Below are 19,530 nucleotides of genomic sequence, written 5' to 3'. Positions count from 1 at the left end.
AAGAGCTATCTCAATAATTCTCTCTTTTCTAAAAAGCTTATCCAGCGAAGGCGCGTCCAAGGGCTAGGCAATGAAACGACCCAAAAGTAGTTTGGGTCATTTCATTTGCGACGAAGCTAGCGCAGCGATGCAGGAGCAGGAGGTTTTTAGCTACGAGACGAGTGTTCTTCTCGGCTCATGGCGAGAGCCTTACCCAAAGCGGCCGAAGCGGGTAAAAATGGCGGACCACTTATTTTTTCTTAATCGTTTCAGCAATATCTGCGAATGAAACCTGTTGCTGTTCACCAGTCGCCATTTCTTTCAAGGCCACTTGTCCGCTTTCCATTTCCGTCTCGCCGATGACAATTACATAGCTTGCGCCTTTGCGGTCAGCGGATTTCATCTGGGCTTTCAGTTTCCGGCCGGTATAGTCCATATCTGCAGAAATGCCATTCAGGCGCAGCTCTTGGATCATGTTGAATGCTTTTTTCTTGGATGCGTCGTCCATGGCGATTACATAAACTTCGAGGTTCTGTGACTGGCCAATTTCGACTTTTTCCATTTCCAGAGCCAATAATAAGCGCTCGATGCTCATCGCAAAGCCGATTCCCGGCGATTCCGGTCCGCCCAAATCTTCAACGAGCCCGTTGTAACGTCCGCCGCCGCAAAGCGTGGTAATGGCGCCAAAGCCTTCCGCATCGCTCATGATTTCAAAAGCGGTGTGGTTGTAATAATCCAGCCCGCGCACCAAGTTCGGATCCACGACATATTCAATGCCCAGCTCTTCCAGGTACATTTTGACTTGGTCGAAGTATAGCTGTGATTCTTCGTTCAAATAATCCGCCAATGAAGGTGCAGTCGCCATCAACGGGTGGTTGCGGTCCACTTTGCAGTCAAGGATGCGCAACGGGTTTTTCTCAAGGCGCGTCTGGCAATCGCTGCAGAACTCCTCGATGCGCGGTTCGAAATGCTGCACAAGCGCTTCTCTGTGTGCAATGCGGCTTTCAGTATCTCCAAGAGAATTCAGGACTAAGCGCAGCTGTTTCAAGCCGACTGAACGGTACAGTTCCATCGCCAATGAAATCACTTCGGCATCGATTGCCGGATCTTTGGAGCCGATCGCTTCCACGCCGAATTGCACGAATTGGCGCATGCGGCCAGCTTGCGGACGCTCGTAGCGGAACATCGGGCCAGTATAGAAAAGTTTAACCGGCTGGTCCGGCAAGCCGAATAGTTTATTTTCCACAAAAGAACGGACAACAGAAGCTGTACCTTCCGGGCGCAGTGTCAAGCTGCGGTCGCCGCGGTCCTGGAATGTATACATTTCTTTTTGTACGATGTCAGTCGTGTCGCCGACACTGCGCTGGAACAATTCCGTGTGCTCGAAAATCGGCGTGCGGATTTCCTTGTATTGATAAAGCCGGCATAGTTCATTGATTTTCTGTTCGACTTCCTGCCATTTGGCGGACTGGTCCGGCAATACATCGTAAGTGCCTCTTGGTGCTTGAATATTCATCGATTTCACTCCTTTATTTTTTCCATACAAAAAAGCCCCCGCCCCTTGCTTACGCAAGGGACGAGAGCTTTTATATCAGCTTCCGCGGTTCCACCCTAGTTGATGCCAAATATCCCGGCATCCTCTCATTCCGGGTAACGGCCGGTTCCGTTTTTTCCTAATAAGCGAGAAACTGCGCCTTTCAGAAAAAAGCCTCTAAAGTGTTTTTCATTACAGATTTCTGCAGGAAAGTTTACAGCCCAGGACTTCCCTTCTCTTTTCAGCCAATCTTGCAATTACTTTCTTCGTCATCAGCAAATTTATATAAGTATAATAAACTTAATCTTAAGGACTCCCCCAAAACTTGTCAACCTTTTTTGACAAATGGCCGGATTTTTTTAATAATACAAATAGAACAAATTTTAAGGAGGTGCATAATGAACCGCAAATGGCTTATTGCTCTTATTTTATTTATTTTATTGGCATCGGGATTGTTTCCTGCCCCTGCTGCCGACGAAGCTCTTGCGGCAACCGGGAATGTTGAAATTACAGGATCGACCGTCAACATACGGTTAGGGCCTGGACTTTCATATAATGTTTCGGGTTCACTTGCAAAAGGTGAAAAGGTTTCTGTTGTGTCCCAGAGCGGCGACTGGCTTGAAGTTAAAGCCGATGGCGAACAAGGATGGATTGCTTCCTGGCTGACTGCCAGTGCTGAAGCCGGCAATGCTGAATCTGAAGCTGCAGGAAAAACCGCCGTTTCTGCCGTTGACCGCTTGAATGTCCGGTCACAGCCCGACCTTTCCGCTTCTGTCCTCGGACAAATGAATGCTGGAGACCAAGCGGCGGTGATCAGTGAAGCAGGTGAATGGATTGAAGTTGATTTCCGGAATACACGTGGATTTGTGTCAAAACAATACATAAGCACTTCCGAACAAACAGCCGAAAAACCGGCTCCGGCAACAAGCAGCGTTTCTTCTTTTGAAATTGCCGTGGATGCCTTAAACGTCCGAGAGAAACCGGATCTCAGCTCGTCAGTCGAAGCGACCGTCCAAAAAGGCGAGGTCTTCACTGTAGAATCAATGGATGGCAACTGGGTGGAAATCCGGATTTCCAGTGATCAAACCGGCTGGGTATATGCCTTCCATGGACATCTGTCCGACCAGTCCGCTCAAGCGGTGGAAAAAACTTCGGCAGAGTCAGGAAATACCGTCACGGTCATTACCAACGGCACGAATCTACGTGCTGAACCGTCAACCGCTTCCTCCGTAGTAAGTCGTGCGGATGCCGGCGACGAGCTTGCGGTCGTCCAGCAAAACGGCGACTGGTACCAAGTTTCATTGCCTGATGGCAGTTCCGCTTATATCGCAACTTGGGTTGTGACAAGCGATGAAACTGCATCCGAGGAAAGTGAAGAAAAAGAACAGCCCGCCCGCAAAAAAGGCACATTGAACGGATTGACGATTGTCCTTGATCCGGGCCACGGCGGCAATGACGGCGGTACGGTCGGCGCCAGAAAGACGAAAGAAAAAGATTTGACGCTTCAAACGGCCGAGACGCTGTCGCATCATCTGCGTTCTGCAGGTGCTGACGTCATCTTGACCAGACAATCCGACACTTATGTCGATTTGCGGAAACGGGTCTCCGCTGGGCATCAAGTAGCAGCTGATGCATTTATCAGCATCCACTACGATGCTACGGAAGATAATAGCGTCTCCGGGTTTACTGCCTACTATATGCACGATTTCCAGGAACCTTTGGCCGAAGCCATCAATACAGGGCTCAGCCGAAAAATCGACTTGCGCAACCGCGGCGTCCAGCAAGGAAATTACTTGGTGCTCCGCGAGAACCATCAGCCGGCTGTCTTGATCGAACTCGGTTATTTAAGCAATTACAACGACGAGCGCATTGTGACGGCAACGAAATTCCAGGAACAAGCGGCACTCGGTTTGTATACCGGGATCGTCAATTATTTTGATGGACAAGCAGAATAGTAAAATAAAGCAGCACGGTAGAATTCGTTCTCCCGTGCTGTTAGCTTGTTGAGAAATTCTGAATTTGTAGTAGTGATCCTCACTTAACCGATATTCCTCCAACCAGCTGCGCTTGCCGCGGGCGAGCGCCAAGCCTCCTCAGCCGCTTCGCGTCTTGCGGGGTCTCGGCTGTCTCGCTATCCCGCAGGCGTCTCCGCTGTTTGGCTCCATATCTAGAGAGTGGGAAACAACAGAAGAGAGCTTGCTCAAACTGTCACACTTTTAGAGAGTCTCTAAAAATGGTAAAAGAAAGTTGAATGTAGCGGAAGGCGGCGACTCCTGTGGGAATAGGGCGAGTCCTGAGACCCCGCAGGGAGCGCCAGCGAGCGAGGAGGCTCAGGCCGCACCCCACGGAAAGCGTCCGTCCTGGAGCGAAATGGGAAAGTCGTTCTCCCTTGCTGCTTTTTTGTGATGTCGGCTTCATGCTTATTTCCAAAAAAAAAAAATGGAAACGCAAAAAACCGGCACAGGAAACCACTTTCCTGTGCCGGTTTTATTATTATGATTCGACTAAGATCGTAACAGGCCCGTCGTTAACCAGCTCGACGTCCATCATGGCGCCAAACACGCCGGTTTCAACCGTAAGCCCGTTGCCGCGCAAAGCATCGTTAAACATATGCCAAAGCAGTTCTGCAGCTTCCGGCCGTGCGGCTGATGTAAAACTCGGGCGGCGCCCTTTTTTAACATCGCCGTAAAGCGTAAACTGGGAAATCGACAAGATGTCGCCGCCATTTTCCAAAATGGACCGGTTCATCTTGCCTTCTTCATCTTCAAACAGCCTGAGGCCGGCAATTTTATCCGCCACATACTTGGCGTCTTTTTCTGTATCTTCATGTGTGATGCCGACAAGCAGGACGTAACCGGAATCGATGGCTCCCGTTACATTGCCTTCAACTGTCACACTTGCTTTTTTTGAACGCTGTAATACGACTCGCATAGCTCCTCCTTAATTCGTCACACGTTTGACCGAATAGACATCCGGTATTTGCTTGATCCGCTCGACAACCCGGTTCAAATGTGAGATATGCGGAATCATGATCGTCATATTGATGGTCGCAATTTTATCCGAGTTTGCCCGGCCGCTGACCGCCGTAATGGTGGTTTTCGTCTCGCTGACCATATGCATGACTTCGTTGATCAAGCCGGTGCGGTCGAAAGCTTCCACTTCAATATCGATATGGTAATCCTTTTTATCCGGAGCGCCGGCATTTTCCCATTCCACCGGAATCAGGCGGTCGGTCTGGTTGGACTGGACATTCGGACAATCCGAACGGTGCACGGAAACTCCGCGCCCTTTTGTAATAAACCCGATGATGCTGTCGCCGGGAACCGGATTGCAGCAGCGGGACAGGCGGATCATCATATTGTCGATGCCTCGGACTATCACACCGGATTCGGTTTGTTTAGCTGGGGTGTTCGTTTTCATTTCCACCGTCAGTTTTTCAAGAGCTTCTTCTTGTTCACGTTTTTTGCGCTGTCTTTCTGCCAGGCGGTTCACTACTTGCTGGGCGGTGATGCCTTGGAATCCGACTGCTGCGTACATATCGTCTTCTCCGGCAAAATTGAATTTCTCACAAACGCGTTTGATGTTCTCATTTGTCAGTATTTCTTTCACGGGGAATTCCTGGGATCTGATTTCTTTTTCAATCAATTCTTTGCCTTTTTGGACATTGTCGACGCGCAATTGCTTTTTGAAGAACTGCTTGATCTTATTTTTTGTCTGCGTCGATTTGGCAATTTTCAGCCAGTCGCGGCTTGGGCCGAATGACTGTTTCGAAGTCAGAATTTCGACAATGTCACCGGTTTTCAATTCAGTATCAAGCGGCACCATCTTGCCATTCACTTTGGCGCCGATGGTTTTATTGCCAATTTCCGAGTGGACGCGGTAAGCGAAATCGATTGGCACCGAACCTGCCGGCATCTCGATGACATCGCCTTTTGGCGAGAATACATAAACCATATCCGAGAATAAATCGTATTTCAGCGATTCCATGAATTCTTCCGCATTGTCAGATTCGTTCTGGAAATCCAGGATTTCACGGAACCAAGTCAGACGGGAATCCACTGTGTTTTTCGGCATATCGACTTTTCTGCCTTCTTTATATGCCCAGTGGGCGGCTACGCCGTATTCTGCGAGCCGGTGCATTTCTTCTGTGCGGATCTGCACTTCAAGCGGGTCGCCTTGCGGCCCGATAACAGTCGTATGCAGCGACTGATACAGATTTTGTTTCGGCATGGCAATATAATCCTTGAAACGGCCAGGCATCGGCTTCCACGTCGAATGGATAATGCCGAGTACAGCGTAGCAGTCTTTGATGCTTTCGACTGTAACCCGCACTGCCAACAAGTCATAAATTTCGTTGAATTGCTTATTTTGCAGGACCATTTTCCGGTAAATACTGTAAATATGTTTGGGACGTCCAAAAAGATCCGCCTTTATGCCAACTTCGTCGAGCTGCGTGCGAATTTCACCCATCACATTATTCAAGTATTCTTCCCGTTCCGTACGCTTCTTTTTCATGAGATTAACGATGCGGTAATATTGCTGCGGATTCAAATAGCGGAGAGCCGTATCTTCCAGCTCCCATTTGATCGTATTGATTCCGAGGCGATGTGCAATCGGCGCAAAAATTTCAAGCGTCTCGTTCGCTTTCATGCGCTGTTTCTCAACCGACTGGTATTTCAAAGTCCGAAGATTATGCAGACGGTCTGCCAATTTGATCAAAATGACGCGAATATCCTGTGCCATTGCGACAAACATCTTGCGGTGATTTTCAGCCTGCTGTTCTTCTTTTGACATATACTTGATTTTGCTCAATTTGGTGACGCCGTCAACCAGCATCGCCACTTCTTCATCAAAATCACGGACAATGTCTTCCCGGCTTACTTTTGTATCTTCCACGACATCATGCAAAAAACCGGCTGCAACTGTTGCAGGGTCCATTTGCAATTCAGCCAGGATTCCGGCAACTTGAACAGGATGGACAATATAAGGTTCACCGGATTTCCGGAATTGTCCCTCGTGGGCCTCCAATGCTACTTGGTATGCCTTTTTTATCGTTTCAACATGATCGGCATTCATATAAGACGCAACCATTTCGAATACGTCTTCAGGTGTCCTAACTAGATCTTTCGCCATAATTGCCCACCTTGCTTCTAATTTTTCGAAAAGTATATCTTATTATTATAAAAAACAATGGGCATAAAAGTAAAGCTTTGTTACTGCTGCTCCATCACTTTAATAAACGCCCGCATATAGTCAGGCAGATCCGGCGGACGCTGGCTGGATACTAAATGGCCGTCCACGACTACCGCGCTATCCACCCATTCGGCACCGGCATTCATCATATCGTCTTTGATGCCGGGGGTGCTTGTCACTTTTTTGCCAGTTAAAATCCCGGCAGAAATGAGCACCCAGCCGGCATGGCAAATCTGTCCGATCGGCTTTTTATGCTCGTCCATAAATTGGACAATATTCAGCACTTCCGGAAAACGGCGGATCTTATCAGGCGCCCATCCGCCCGGCACCAGAATCGCATCGTAATCTTTTGGGCTGATGTCTCCGTAAGAAAAATCCGATTCTGCCGGCACTCCGTACTTGCCGATATATTTTATATGGGCTTCTTCTCCAGCCAAATCCACTTGGGCGCCTTCTTCACGGAGCCTCAGAATCGGGTACCACAATTCCAAATCTTCAAATTCATGATGGACAAAACTTAGAATTTTCTTGCCGTCTAATGCCACCGCCGACTCCCCCTTTATGGTTTGTTATCTTATATTTTAACGTTATTTACAGTAAATTGCTGATTTTACAGCTTCTTTTATTGAATAAATGGCGAAAATTCGACATTTTTCTCCATTGATTCGACAATCCTCTATTGCTTTCCTTTGTTTATTTATATAAAACTTGTATTCTTTTGCAGGCTGGCGAATCCGCTCAAAATATCAAGTCTGGTAAACTTTTTCCCGCTTGACGTTTTCCACAACCACTGACGTATGGCCTTTGCCGATTTTCACCGGCTTTTCCGCGGAACCGATGCACCGGATATTTTGTATAACTACCCGGTCTGCACCTTGTTTGCCGCCTGCCACATAAATATCAGCAGAGGACTTTTTAAAGCCCGCCACTCGGCCATTCGCTAATGAAACCCTTGCCGCTTTATACTGGATAGCTGCAGCCGGATTGCCTTGATAATCGTAATCCGGGTCACCGATAAACAAAAAGCGGTTGATCGCCACGTTTTTGAATCCCGATACCACGAGCGCACGCGGTGCCGAGCCCGCATACATATCCGTAAACACCGGCGCCACTGATACCAGCCGCTGGGCGGCAATATTAAATGCCGACAGCGACTGTGGATCTTCTGCCAAGTGATGGCCGATATGGCGGAAATTGAACGACCGGTTGTCATTGACCGACAAATGGCCGGATATGAAAACGCCCGTTGCAGCAGAGCTGGTGGCATGCGCTTTGATTTCTACACCGCCGAAACAGCGCGCCGTCGAATTATTGAGCAGCCAAACAAAACGGGAGCCGTCATCAATTTCAATGCCGTTCGAATTGGAAAAGCCTTTCTTATGCGACCGTCCGCTCGGGTCGCAGAAATGAGAATTGGAGATGAATATGTAATCGCTGTGATGGGTCGTAATGCCGTCGTCTCCAAAGCCATAGCCGTTCACCCGGTCAAGCCAGACATAGCGGCTGCCGCCACGTGCCCGCCGGCCATCGCCACCGTAATTGTAAATGGTAGAAGAGATATCAAAGCAATGCAGCCCCGGATTAACCGCGGCCACTTGTTTTACCCAGCCATATGTAACATTGGCAAATGTAAGGCAGCTGGAGAAATTGTTGCCGGCACTCGTATTGGCCGCATCGCCCAGCCGTTCGACGTTCCAGTCCAGCCCTAAATTTTCCACAGAAATATGATGGTTGCCTTTCACAAAGTTTTGGTTCGCCAACAAGCGTTGCCTTTTTGGTGCGTGGCCGTGCAGTTTGATCACCGTGGCACCTTTTCCGGCGCCGGCAATACGGGTCCAGGAAGGCAGTTCGAGTTTTCGCACGACATAAACTCCCGCCGGCACAAACACATCAACCTGCCCATTGCCAAGGGCTTTTTGGAATGCCGCCGTACAATCTGTCGCACCGTCTCCGACCGCTCCAAAATCCACGACATTCACCCGCCGCACCATCGCTGTTTCAAGTTCTTCATACTGCTTGTCAAGGCCTGGCTTCCATTCCGGCACAACGTCATCGCCTTCAACCCGTTCAGAGTAATGATGCGGATCTTCAATTGAATGGTCTTCTGCAAGCAGCGACCATAGCCGCTCCAGCCAGTTCTTTTTGCAGATCGTATTTTGTTCCGAAGCTTCTTCCTGTTTTATTTGGCGAAAAAGTTCCTGGGTTTCTTTTGTTGTTTCCCCAATTGACATCGAATCGTTTAAAATCGCTGCCAGCAATTCTTTATTTTTTGCAGGATCGTGGTATTTGCTTAACTGCATTTTCCATCACCTCTCCTATCCATACCCACCGGACAATAAAAAAAATCCCTCCGCCTGGAAAAGCGGAGGGAAGGATTTAATATTGCATAAGAGTCATAACATCATAGCCGTCCAAATTCTTGCGGCCGTCCAAGTAAGTCAGCTCAATCAAGAATGCACAGCCGACTACAACGCCGCCCAGCTGTTCCACCAAATTGATGGTAGCGCCGATTGTGCCGCCAGTTGCCAATAGGTCATCTGTGATAAGCACTTTCTGGCCAGGTTTAATCGCATCTTTGTGCATCGTCAATACATCTGTACCGTACTCAAGGCCATATTCAGCGCGAATCACTTCACGCGGCAATTTGCCTTCTTTGCGGACAGGTGCAAAGCCGATTCCAAGCGCATATGCAACCGGGCAGCCGATGATAAATCCACGGGCTTCAGGTCCGACAATAATTTCAGCGCCGACTTGCTTTGCATATTCCACCATTTGGTCTGTCGCGTATTTATACGCTTCGCCGTTGTCCATGATGGTCGTGATGTCTTTAAATTGAATGCCTGGTTTTGGCCAGTCTTCAACAATTGTTACGAACTGCTTTAAATCCATAATTCTTCCTCCTTGGCAGATACCTTCGCATCAAACCACTCTTTTAAGTCTTTATAAGATGCATACAAGAGCTTCTGCTCCAAATCGATTTGCTGCTGGCGCTTTTTATAAATCGGCGCTTCCGACAAATCACGTTTACTTGGAGTTTCCGCAATCTCTGTAAGTCCATTGTTAAGTGTAACAAAACCGAGTTCAAAAAACACCTGAAGCATGAAAAATAATGCTTCGCGCGTCCAGCCTTTATGTTTCGCCAGCTCATCACAATGCTTTTTAAAATCAAACGAACCTCGTTTTTTAATGAAAGAAAACAGCCACGCGAATTGGTCCCGCGTCGGAATCTGCTCAAAATACTGCGATTCTTTTGCATAGAAATGTGCATAAATCCGTTTCGGCTTGATATGCGCCAAAACGCTTGCCAGCTGTTCTTCCGATTCCGGCAAATCAAGCAGCACCAGATGGTGTTTCAGCGCCTCCTGATCTTTCAGCGTCTCCAAGTTGTGGATCGGCTGCTGCAGAAGCGTTTGGAAAACTGCAATCGTTTCGGGCTTGAACGCCAAATACACTTGATCTTTTTCTGGAATCAGTTTCGACCAGCGCGATACTTGCCGGATGCCCCGGATATCGAAGAGCTGCCATTCGTCGGTTCGGACGTCCTCAATCATCAATTGCGGCTTTTTGCGGCCGTTCCATTCATTGATTTGCAAATCACCGATGACATCAATTTTCACGTCCGGCGTCAGTTCATCGCCAATCGAGCCTATGCCGAATCCGACCGCATCAATCGTTGCCGCATTTTGCGCCAATTCCATTTTCAAATGGTTCTGGGCAGATCCGATTTTCCGGATTGACGCCACCGTCACTTCATCCAGGAAAAACTTCGGTTTGGCAAAGCCCATGCCGAACGGCGCCAAATAACGCATCGATTCAATCGTCTCGATATCGATTTCCTCCAAGCGGACCGGAATATCAATTTCCACCACCGGCACCAAATCTTCTTCCGTCAAACTTGTTTCCGCTTGTTTGTTCAAGCGTTCGCGCAGTTCATCAACATCGCTCATTTCGAGTGTCATGCCGGCCGCCATCGGATGCCCGCCGAAATGCGGCAGAATATGGCGGTTCGCCGCCAGTTCATTATACAAATGGAAGCCTTCGATGCTCCGCGCCGAGCCTTTCGCTTTGCCGGTTTCCGGATCCAGCGACAACACAATCGTCGGCCGGTAATATTTCTCCACTAATTTTGACGCCACGATTCCGACGACGCCCGGGTTCCAGCCTTCCTGCGCCACGACTATGACGCGCGGCGCGCCTTCCGGATAGCGCTGTTCCACTTGCGCTGCCGCTTCCTCGGAAATCTGTTTGACGATGCCTTGCCGCTCTTTATTGAGTACATCCAGCCCGCTGGCCAGACTCCGCGCTTCAGCTGCATCGTCCGTCAAAAACATTTGCACAGCAGGATCCGCATCCTGCAAGCGCCCGATGGCATTGATGCGGGGACCGAACATAAAGCCGATTGTCTCTTCCGTAATTTCCCGCTGTTTGACTCCCGATACTTCCGACAATGCACTGATTGCCGGCCGCGGTGAATCACGAAGCGCTTCAAGGCCCGCTTTTACGAAAATACGGTTTTCATCATGAAGCGGCACCAAATCGGCAATTGTGCCGATGGCCACCAGTTCCAGAAGATGATCCGGCATTTCTTCATAAAGCGCCTGAGCGATTTTAAAAGCGACTCCAACGCCTGCCAATTCACCGAAAGGATAATTCCCTTCCGGATGGCGCGGGTGGACAATCGCCAAAGCATTCGGCATGACTTCCCCGATGTCATGGTGATCGCTAATGATCACATCGATGCCTAAGCTATTGGCAAAATCGACTGCTTCCATGCCGGAAATCCCGTTGTCGACAGTGATGATCAATTTCGCGCCTTCGTCATAAGCTTGCTGGAACAGCTCTTTATTCGGGCCGTAGCCATGCTTAAAACGGTTCGGGATCTTAAATGAGGCAAGAGCCCCTAAATCTTCCAGAACCGTCATCATGACGGTTGTACTCGTTACTCCATCCGCATCATAATCGCCGTAGACAACGATTTTCTGTTGCTCTTCAATTGCCTGGCGGATGCGCTGGACGGCTACATCCATATCTTTCATCAAATAAGGATTATGTATTCCTTGTGCGTCCATGTTCATGAAATTGCGTGCTTCTTCAGCGGTCGTGATGCCCCGCGTCACTAATATTTTGGCCAAAACGGATGAAATGGATAATTCTTTCTGGATGGCTTGTACCAGTCCCGTGTCAGGAGTTGTTAAGCGCCATCTCTTTTTGGATTCTATCATCAGCATTCACTTCCTTACCCGTTCATTATACAGAATTTCTGCGCAGACAAAAACCTTTCGGATTATTCTCCGAAAGGTTTGTTTTTTTACCGTATCTGCCGATCATCCGTAACCACCATCGGTTCAGGGTGTACGTCGGCTTTTTGGTATTCCGCGATTTCATTTTGCTGAGTGGCGATCAACGATTCTTTTACGGCAATTTCTTTTTGGAGCGCTTTGACTTTTCGCTGCAAAGTGAACGTCCGGATAATGGCGACTGTACCGCTGAGAAGGAAACCTAAAAGAGCTGAGACAAGAATAACGAGAATTAGCGGCCACCGGTCTTGCCCGAAAATGTAGTTAACCGGTACCGGATCTACGTTAGCGACGGCAAAAACCGCGATAATTACGGCAAAAACAAAACCTAGTATAGCGAGCCATTGATATTTCATGCTGTTCATCTCCTTTCGTTCAAATTAAAAATGGAACAGGGTCATAAGTTCTATACCCTGTTCCATTTCCTTTATAAACTTATCTCAATATGAGGGGCACTAAGTCTCCCACTTCTGCGAGCGGATAAACAACTGTCCCTAAAAGTCTGAATAGATCACGTCATTGAGAAACGAGAGGATTGCAGGGACACTCACCTGCCGCAGTCAAGACTTCGATTTCTTTCGGGCTACTTTCTGCCACGCAGAAAGTAACGCCGATATAAGAAAACCTAAAAGAGCCGAGCCAAGAATAACAAGAATAAGCGGCCACTGAGCTTCCCCGAACAAGTAATTTACCGGTACAGGATCGATGTTAGCCACGGCAAAAACAATAATAATCACCGCGAAAATCAAGCTTAGTATAGCGAATCCCCGATAATTCATACTGGACATCTCCCTCCGTTTAAATAAAAAAATGGAACAAGGTCATAAATTATATACCCTGTTCCATTTCCTATATAAACTTATCCCACTGTGTGAAGTTTCTCTTTAAACAACAGGCTCGTCAGAACCCCATTTGTTCTTCTCTTCCAGTTTTTCGATATCGATCGGACCTTTTTTCTTCAATTCGCGTTTTTTCAGCACAAACCATAATTGAGCTGCGATGAAAATGGAAGAATACGTACCGGCCACTAAACCGATTAACAAGGCAAGCGAGAAGTTGGTGATTGACGGCGCACCCCAGATTAGTAACGCAATAACAACCAGCACAACCGTCAGAACGGTGTTTACTGAGCGCCCCAGCGTCTGGCGGAGTGACTTGTTGACGATGATTGCCAATTGCTCCGGCGAATCCACTTTTTTCATGCGCTTCAAGTTTTCACGGATCCGGTCAAACGTTACGATCGTATCGTTGATGGAATAACCGACGATGGTCAGCACAGCCGCGATAAATGTGATATCCACTTCAAGCCGCAGCAAGCTGAATACGGCGACTATGAAGAAGGCATCGTGCAGCAAGGCCACAATGGAAGCGACACCCATGCGCCATTCGAACCGGAAGGCGACATAGATGACGATGCCGATAGAGGCGATTGCCAGCGCATATACTGCATTTTTAGCCAATTCCTGTCCGACAGTCGGCGACACGGTCGAGATATTCGGTTCGTTGCCGAACTCGTCCATTGCCGCAGCTTTCAAATTATTGATTTCTTCCTGGCTAAATTCATCCACATAGCGGGTTACGCCGATATTGGATTGGTCACCCGAAATGACAACATCATCTGTCGGGTAACCATTTTCTGTCAGGAAGGATTCGACTTGCTCTTTGGTAACCGCTGAATCTGACGTGATTTCAACGCGCGTACCGCTCGAGAAGTCAATGCCGAGATTCAAACGGAAAATTCCGATGACGGCCATCCCCGCAATGATCAAGGCAATCGAAGCGATAAAGAATTTATTGCGGTGCTTCACAAAATCATAACGGTCAAAACGAGTGGACAGATCCAGGATTTCCAAATTCTCTTCCGGTTTATGGACAAGTGATTTTCTTAAGCCGAACAAACTTACTTTGCCGTCCAAAATACCGCTATTGACCAATAATCCCAGCAATACGCGTGAACCCCAAATCGCTGTCAGGAAGGATACTAAGATCGAGATGATCAATAGCGTCGCAAACCCTTTAACGGAACTGGTACCGAAGATGAACAAGACGATGGCCGCAATCAGCGTCGTCACGTTGGCGTCCAGAATCGCTGAGAACGAAGAAGCTGCCCCGGCTTTAAAGGAATCTTTGACGCTGCGGCCAATGCGCAGCTCTTCACGGATCCGTTCATAGGTGATGATATTGGCATCGACTGCCATACCGACACCAAGAACGATCGAAGCAATACCTGGCAGCGTCAGAACGCCGCCGATCATTTCAAACGTCAGCAATATCAGGTAAACGAAGACAGCAAGTGTAATTGCTGCAATGACACCCGGCAAACGGTAATAGATGATCATAAACAGCAACACAAGCCCGATACCAATCGTGGCTGCCAGAATCGTCTGGTCAAGTGCCTGGGCACCAAATTGCGCTCCGACAGAAGTCGAGTAGATTTCTTCCAGGCTGACCGGCAAAGCACCGGCGTTCAAAATACCAGCCAAGTTCTGAGTTTCTTCTACTGTGAAAGAACCGGAAATTTCAACAGAAGAAGAGTTGATGCGTTCGTTCACTTGCGGAGCAGAAACGAATTTCGGATCCGGCTTCATGAGTTCCTCGGCATATGAATCAACGCCTTCTTCAAAATCCAGCCAAATGACCAGCACATTAGCAGGCGGTGGCAATTGAGAAATTTCACCGGTAACTTCCGCGAATTTCCCAGGATCATTCAATTCCAGAGTCACTACCGGCTGGCCGTTCTGGTCAAATGTCCCTGCCGCTCCGCCTTGCTTCAAATCGCTGCCGTCCAGCATGACTTCGTCTTCCGCATTGCGGAACGTCAAATTGGCTTCTGTAGACAATAGCTCACGGGCAGATGCCTGATCTTCTACGCCAGCCAGCTGCACACGAATGCGATTTTCCCCTTCAATCTGGATGACCGGTTCGCTGACGCCAAGAACGTCGATCCGGCTCATCAAAGCTTGAGAGGTATCCGCCAGAACTTCTTCCGTGATTTCCATCTCCGTGCCTTCAAGCGGCTTGACTTCATAGAGAACTTCGAATCCGCCCTGCAGATCCAATCCCAGTCTGATGTCTTTTGCAATGGGTAAACTCGTGGGAGCCATAATTCCTATTAATGCAATGACAATTAGGAAAAAGGCGATTAAACGGCCTCTTGCTTTCATATGTAACTATTCCTCCTCAGTGTGAAAAACACAGCACTATCATTATGAAACAGCATCTTTATAGTGTCAAATAGAAGTAGGCTTTTTAGGAGTTGGCCTCAGCAGCTGCTCAAGTTCAGCCAAGTTCCCTTCTGAAAAGAAGTTGGCCCCCCGCAGTCCCTCGATTTGATGGAAAGCCACGAATTCCGAAGCGGTCATTTCCATGATGTCGTTGACCATTTCATGGAGCCTCATTTCGCCGATGTTTTTTTTCTTCCACTTTTTCTTGATGCAGTATTGCCACAATTCTTCAGGAGTCACAGTGTCGTATTGCAGATAATGAAATTCCGCACATTTGCTTTCCAACGCTGGCAAAACGATATCGTATTGATCGGTAAAATTTAACATATTTTAACTCCTTCCAACTGTTCTTTTCCATTGTATCCCATTGAAGAAAAATTGAGAACAACGGCTATTGCTTTTATTCCGGTTATTTTTCGTTGGAAATTTAAAGTTAGTGGTTTGGATTGCTAAAGCTTTAGAAAAAATTTTCTCTACTAGATATATTGAGCTTATCTAATAAAAGCTATCTAACTTAAATAAGTGAAAGCCTTACAGAAGACTTTTATTTATCTTCTCATACATTTATGTTTTTGTTTACTGTTTCTCTAAGATATGAAGCAAAACAGCGGAGGAAAACCGTACTACTCCTGCGCAAGCTCGTCACAAAGACATAGCCTCACAAACCGCGGCCAATGTCTTCGTAGCTGTTTTGCGGAATATCGACATTAGAACTCAATGACATTTTTATTCAAAAAAAATCGCCTTCAAAGTCGAAGGCGAGCTTTTCTTTAGATAGTTGTTTTAGATGAATCGATTACGCGTGCAATTGCCTGGCGTTCGAACTGCAGACGAGTTCCATCAGCAACAGTCAGGTAGATCGTTGTGTCATCCACAGCATCCACTTGGCCATGAAGGCCTCCGATTGTTACTACGCGGTCTCCACGGCGTAATTCCGATTGCATTGTAGCTGTCGCTTTTTGACGCTTCTGTGCAGGACGGATGATGAAAAACCACATTAACAAGAACATTAATAGTAAAGGTGATAATGCTACCAAAGTATCCATTTTTCAAATTCCCCCTTTCACTGTCTCTTTGTCTTTTAGAAATTCTTAGCGTTAGGCTTATTGAAACCATAAGCTTCAAAAAATTCTTCGCGGAAATCTCCCAGGCGGTCCTCACGAATCGCTTGGCGTACCTGACTCATTAAGTTTAACAGAAAACGGAGATTATGATAACTAGTAAGTCTGATTCCGAACGTTTCATCTGCACGAATCAAGTGATGGACGTATGCACGCGTATAATTTGTGCATGTATAGCAATCGCATTTTTCATCGATCGGACCAAAATCACGTTTAAAAGCGGCGTTTTTGATGTTTAGACGACCGGTGCTCGTCATCAACGTGCCGTTGCGCGCGATGCGGGTCGGCAGCACACAGTCGAACATGTCGATGCCGCGGATTGCTCCGTCAATCAATGAATCCGGAGAACCGACGCCCATTAAATAACGCGGTTTATCTGCCGGCAGCAGCGGCGTTGTAAATTCCAATGCGCGGTTCATGACATCTTTCGGTTCACCGACAGACAAGCCGCCGATTGCGTATCCAGGGAAATCAAGGGAAACCAGATCCCGGGCGCTTTGTTGGCGGAGGTCTTCGTACTCGCCGCCTTGGATAATGCCGAACAAGCCTTGGTCGTTTTTGCGCGCATGCGCTTCCAGGCAGCGTTCTGCCCAGCGGGACGTGCGTTCGACGCTTGACTTCATGTATTCATGCGACGCCGGGTAAGGCGGGCATTCGTCAAACGCCATCATGATGTCAGAACCGAGATCATTTTGGATTTCCATCGCTTTTTCAGGGCTCAAGAATAATTTGTCGCCGTTCATGTGGTTGCGGAAATGGACGCCTTCTTCTTTGATGTTGCGGAATTCGCTCAGTGAAAACACTTGGAAACCGCCGGAATCCGTCAAAATCGGACGATCCCAGTTCATGAATTTATGCAAGCCGCCAGCTTCCCGGATGACGTCATTGCCGGGACGCAGCCATAAATGATACGTATTGCTCAAAATAATGCCGGCTTCCATCGATATCAGTTCTTCCGGTGACATCGTTTTAACAGTCGCCTGCGTGCCGACCGGCATAAAAGCAGGTGTTTCAAATGAACCGTGCGGCGTATGGACAATCCCTAAACGCGCACCGGTTTGTTTACAAGTTTTAATGTGTTCATACCATACTGCTTCAGTCATTGGTGAGTCTCCTTTTTCTGTGGTTCAATGAACATCGCATCTCCAAATGAGAAGAAACGGTAGCGTTCATTCACTGCTTCGTTATAGGCGTTCAAAATCGCATCTCGGTTTGACAGCGCACTGACTAGCATAACCAATGTCGATTTCGGCAAATGGAAATTGGTGATCAAGCCGTCAATGGCTTTGAATTCATAGCCCGGGAAAATGAAAATATCAGTCCAGCCGCTGTCTTCCTGCAGCTCGCCGCCAAATTTATCCGCCACGGATTCAAGTGTCCGCGTGGAAGTGGTGCCGACAGAAATCACACGGCCGCCTTGTTTTTTAGTAGCGTTGATCAAATCAGCCGTTTCTTGCGTAATGCGGTAGAATTCCGCGTGCATTTTATGGTCGTCGATGGAATCGACCGATACCGGACGAAACGTGCCAAGGCCGACATGCAGCGTAATAAACGCAATATTGACGCCTTTTGCCCGGATTTCCTCCAGCAGTTCTTCAGTAAAATGAAGGCCGGCAGTCGGAGCCGCCGCACTGCCCCGCTCCTTGGCAAAAACGGTCTGGTAGCGGTCCTGGTCTTCCAGCTTTTCACGGATATATGGAGGCAACGGCATTTCGCCCAGTTGGTCCAGTATTTCGTAAAAAATGCCGTCATAAATCATTTTAAAATGGCGTCCGCCGTGGTCAAGAAGCCCTGTGCATTCCGCTTTCAAAAGTCCGTCGCCGAATGAAATCACAGTGCCGACTTTGACTTTTTTCGCGGGTTTCACCAGCGTTTCCCAAACGTCTTCCTCGATCTGCTTCAATAGCAGCAATTCGATATGGGCGCCTGTTTCTTCTTTGACCCCCATCAAACGCGCCGGCAAGACGCGTGTATCGTTCAACACGAGTGTATCCCCTGCCTGCAGGTAGTCTTTAATGTCGCGGAAATGGCGGTGTGTGACATCGCCCGTTTCTTTATTCATCACAAGCAGCCGGCTCGACGTACGGTCAAGCAGCGGCGTTTGTGCAATCAATTCTTCCGGTAAGTGAAAATCAAAATCGTTAACGTTCATGTCTAAAAACTTCCTTTATCTAGAATCATTCCGGCATTTCCATATTGAAATGCTCATAGGCCATCTGCGTCACGACACGGCCTCTAGGGGTCCGCTGAATAAAGCCTATTTGCAGCAAATACGGTTCGTAGACGTCTTCGATCGTCGTCGACTCTTCACCGATGCTTGCCGCAATGGTATCCAGTCCGACAGGGCCGCCGCGGAAACGCGTCATCATGCCGGTCATCAATTTATGGTCAATATGGTCAAGCCCGAGCGGATCGACTTGCAGCATCTCAAGTGCCTGGCTGGCAATGTCTTCCGTAATGGTGCCGTTGCCGCGCACTTGTGCAAAATCACGGACACGCTTCAGTAAGCGGTTTGCAATACGCGGAGTCCCGCGGGACCGGCGCGCGATTTCAACAGCTGCAATCGGGTCGATTTCCGCTTCAAACAGTTTTGAACTGCGCACCACGATTTCCGTCAGCGATTCAGTGTCGTAATAATCGAGCCGCGCATGGACGCCGAAGCGGTCGCGCAGCGGCGCTGATAACGCACCAGCGCGCGTCGTCGCCCCGATCAATGTAAACGGCGGCAAATCGAGCCGCACCGAACGCGCAGTCGGCCCTTTGCCGACCACGATATCCAAAGAGAAATCTTCCATCGCCGGATACAGCACTTCTTCAATCGAGCGGTTCAAGCGGTGGATTTCATCAATGAACAACACATCCCCCGGCTCCAGTGACGACACAATAGCCGCCAAGTCGCCCGGACGCTCAATCGCCGGTCCGCTCGTCATTTTCACATTGACTTCCATTTCATTGGCGATCACCGTTGCCAATGTCGTTTTACCGAGTCCGGGAGGCCCGTACAAAAGTACATGGTCCAAGCTCTCCTGGCGCATCTTTGCCGCTTCGATAAAGATTTCCAAATTATGCTTCACTTTCTGCTGGCCGATGTACTGTGCCAAAAATTGCGGCCGCAGCGACTGCTCAAAGCGCTCGTCAAATTCGGAAATCTCGCCTCCGATTACCCGTTCCTCCATGCCGTT

Annotated in this window: 16 protein-coding genes and 1 other annotated feature; of the genes, 1 reads left to right on the top strand and 15 read right to left on the bottom strand. The window is 48.3% G+C overall.

Annotation, left to right across the window (positions count from 1 at the left end):
- Positions 1-229: 229 nt before the first annotated feature.
- Positions 230-1,495: a histidine--tRNA ligase gene (hisS, locus tag QWY16_RS08015; RefSeq protein WP_300992511.1), complete on the bottom strand. Its 1,266-nt coding sequence runs from the start codon at positions 1,493-1,495 to the stop codon at positions 230-232.
- Positions 1,496-1,548: 53 nt separating this feature from the next.
- Positions 1,549-1,795, bottom strand: a binding site (T-box leader).
- Positions 1,796-1,911: 116 nt separating this feature from the next.
- On the opposite strand from hisS, the gene QWY16_RS08010 reads away from it, so the two are divergent.
- Positions 1,912-3,468, top strand: a complete 1,557-nt coding sequence (locus QWY16_RS08010) for an N-acetylmuramoyl-L-alanine amidase family protein (protein ID WP_300992510.1) — start codon at positions 1,912-1,914, stop codon at positions 3,466-3,468.
- Positions 3,469-4,006: 538 nt separating this feature from the next.
- On the opposite strand, the gene dtd is transcribed toward QWY16_RS08010, so the two are convergent.
- The 14 genes from dtd to ruvB all read right to left on the bottom strand — a co-directional run bounded on the left by dtd (position 4,007) and on the right by ruvB (position 19,524).
- Positions 4,007-4,444: a D-aminoacyl-tRNA deacylase gene (dtd, locus tag QWY16_RS08005; RefSeq protein ID WP_300992508.1), complete on the bottom strand. Its 438-nt coding sequence runs from the start codon at positions 4,442-4,444 to the stop codon at positions 4,007-4,009.
- Positions 4,445-4,453: 9 nt separating this feature from the next.
- Positions 4,454-6,646: a RelA/SpoT family protein gene (locus QWY16_RS08000; RefSeq protein ID WP_300992506.1), complete on the bottom strand. Its 2,193-nt coding sequence runs from the start codon at positions 6,644-6,646 to the stop codon at positions 4,454-4,456.
- Between the two features lie 80 nt (positions 6,647-6,726).
- Positions 6,727-7,251: a type 1 glutamine amidotransferase domain-containing protein gene (locus QWY16_RS07995; protein ID WP_300992504.1), complete on the bottom strand. Its 525-nt coding sequence runs from the start codon at positions 7,249-7,251 to the stop codon at positions 6,727-6,729.
- Between the two features lie 201 nt (positions 7,252-7,452).
- Entirely contained in the window at positions 7,453-9,006 is a 1,554-nt protein-coding gene (locus QWY16_RS07990) for a glycosyl hydrolase family 28-related protein (RefSeq protein WP_300992502.1), read from the bottom strand.
- A gap of 76 nt (positions 9,007-9,082) precedes the next feature.
- On the bottom strand, positions 9,083-9,595 hold the full coding sequence (locus QWY16_RS07985) for an adenine phosphoribosyltransferase (protein ID WP_300992500.1): 513 nt from the start codon (positions 9,593-9,595) through the stop codon (positions 9,083-9,085).
- Positions 9,586-11,928, bottom strand: coding sequence for a single-stranded-DNA-specific exonuclease RecJ (recJ, locus tag QWY16_RS07980; RefSeq protein ID WP_300992498.1), 2,343 nt, complete (start codon positions 11,926-11,928; stop codon positions 9,586-9,588). The genes QWY16_RS07985 and recJ overlap by 10 nt, the downstream gene beginning before the upstream one ends.
- An 86-nt stretch (positions 11,929-12,014) precedes the next feature.
- On the bottom strand, positions 12,015-12,359 hold the full coding sequence (locus QWY16_RS07975; protein ID WP_300992496.1) for a LapA family protein: 345 nt from the start codon (positions 12,357-12,359) through the stop codon (positions 12,015-12,017).
- Positions 12,360-12,563: 204 nt separating this feature from the next.
- Complete coding sequence (locus tag QWY16_RS07970; protein WP_300992494.1) at positions 12,564-12,782, bottom strand: LapA family protein; 219 nt, start codon at positions 12,780-12,782, stop codon at positions 12,564-12,566.
- A gap of 105 nt (positions 12,783-12,887) precedes the next feature.
- Complete coding sequence (secDF, locus tag QWY16_RS07965) at positions 12,888-15,167, bottom strand: protein translocase subunit SecDF (protein WP_300992491.1); 2,280 nt, start codon at positions 15,165-15,167, stop codon at positions 12,888-12,890.
- A gap of 66 nt (positions 15,168-15,233) precedes the next feature.
- Positions 15,234-15,554, bottom strand: a complete 321-nt coding sequence (locus QWY16_RS07960) for a post-transcriptional regulator (RefSeq protein WP_300992489.1) — start codon at positions 15,552-15,554, stop codon at positions 15,234-15,236.
- Positions 15,555-15,997: 443 nt separating this feature from the next.
- Entirely contained in the window at positions 15,998-16,273 is a 276-nt protein-coding gene (yajC, locus tag QWY16_RS07955) for a preprotein translocase subunit YajC (RefSeq protein WP_300992487.1), read from the bottom strand.
- A 35-nt stretch (positions 16,274-16,308) separates the two neighbouring features.
- Positions 16,309-17,451 (bottom strand): tRNA guanosine(34) transglycosylase Tgt, encoded by a 1,143-nt coding sequence (tgt, locus tag QWY16_RS07950; protein ID WP_300992484.1) that lies wholly within the window; start codon positions 17,449-17,451, stop codon positions 16,309-16,311.
- Positions 17,448-18,500 (bottom strand): tRNA preQ1(34) S-adenosylmethionine ribosyltransferase-isomerase QueA, encoded by a 1,053-nt coding sequence (gene queA / locus QWY16_RS07945; RefSeq protein ID WP_300992482.1) that lies wholly within the window; start codon positions 18,498-18,500, stop codon positions 17,448-17,450. Before queA ends, tgt begins: the two co-directional genes overlap by 4 nt.
- 25 nt (positions 18,501-18,525) lie before the next feature.
- A complete protein-coding gene (ruvB, locus tag QWY16_RS07940) occupies positions 18,526-19,524 on the bottom strand; it encodes a Holliday junction branch migration DNA helicase RuvB (RefSeq protein ID WP_300992480.1) in 999 nt (332 codons plus the stop codon).
- Between the last annotated feature and the right edge of the window lie 6 nt (positions 19,525-19,530).

The organism is Planococcus shenhongbingii (genome assembly GCF_030413635.1).
Taxonomy (GTDB): domain Bacteria; phylum Bacillota; class Bacilli; order Bacillales_A; family Planococcaceae; genus Planococcus; species Planococcus shenhongbingii.
Note: the sequence above shows the minus strand (reverse complement) of the source record. Positions and strands in the feature narration are given on the sequence as shown.

Coding starts and splice junctions, on each gene's coding strand:
- recJ (WP_300992498.1), bottom strand. CDS start 11,928: ATGATAGAATCCAAAAAGAGATGGCGCTTAACAACTCCTGACACGGGA.
- QWY16_RS07975 (WP_300992496.1), bottom strand. CDS start 12,359: ATGAAATATCAATGGCTCGCTATACTAGGTTTTGTTTTTGCCGTAATT.
- yajC (WP_300992487.1), bottom strand. CDS start 16,273: ATGGATACTTTGGTAGCATTATCACCTTTACTATTAATGTTCTTGTTA.
- QWY16_RS08010 (WP_300992510.1), top strand. CDS start 1,912: ATGAACCGCAAATGGCTTATTGCTCTTATTTTATTTATTTTATTGGCA.
- hisS (WP_300992511.1), bottom strand. CDS start 1,495: ATGAATATTCAAGCACCAAGAGGCACTTACGATGTATTGCCGGACCAG.
- ruvB (WP_300992480.1), bottom strand. CDS start 19,524: ATGGAGGAACGGGTAATCGGAGGCGAGATTTCCGAATTTGACGAGCGC.
- dtd (WP_300992508.1), bottom strand. CDS start 4,444: ATGCGAGTCGTATTACAGCGTTCAAAAAAAGCAAGTGTGACAGTTGAA.
- QWY16_RS07985 (WP_300992500.1), bottom strand. CDS start 9,595: ATGGATTTAAAGCAGTTCGTAACAATTGTTGAAGACTGGCCAAAACCA.
- tgt (WP_300992484.1), bottom strand. CDS start 17,451: ATGACTGAAGCAGTATGGTATGAACACATTAAAACTTGTAAACAAACC.
- QWY16_RS07960 (WP_300992489.1), bottom strand. CDS start 15,554: ATGTTAAATTTTACCGATCAATACGATATCGTTTTGCCAGCGTTGGAA.
- QWY16_RS07970 (WP_300992494.1), bottom strand. CDS start 12,782: ATGAATTATCGGGGATTCGCTATACTAAGCTTGATTTTCGCGGTGATT.
- secDF (WP_300992491.1), bottom strand. CDS start 15,167: ATGAAAGCAAGAGGCCGTTTAATCGCCTTTTTCCTAATTGTCATTGCA.
- QWY16_RS07990 (WP_300992502.1), bottom strand. CDS start 9,006: ATGCAGTTAAGCAAATACCACGATCCTGCAAAAAATAAAGAATTGCTG.
- queA (WP_300992482.1), bottom strand. CDS start 18,500: ATGAACGTTAACGATTTTGATTTTCACTTACCGGAAGAATTGATTGCA.
- QWY16_RS08000 (WP_300992506.1), bottom strand. CDS start 6,646: ATGGCGAAAGATCTAGTTAGGACACCTGAAGACGTATTCGAAATGGTT.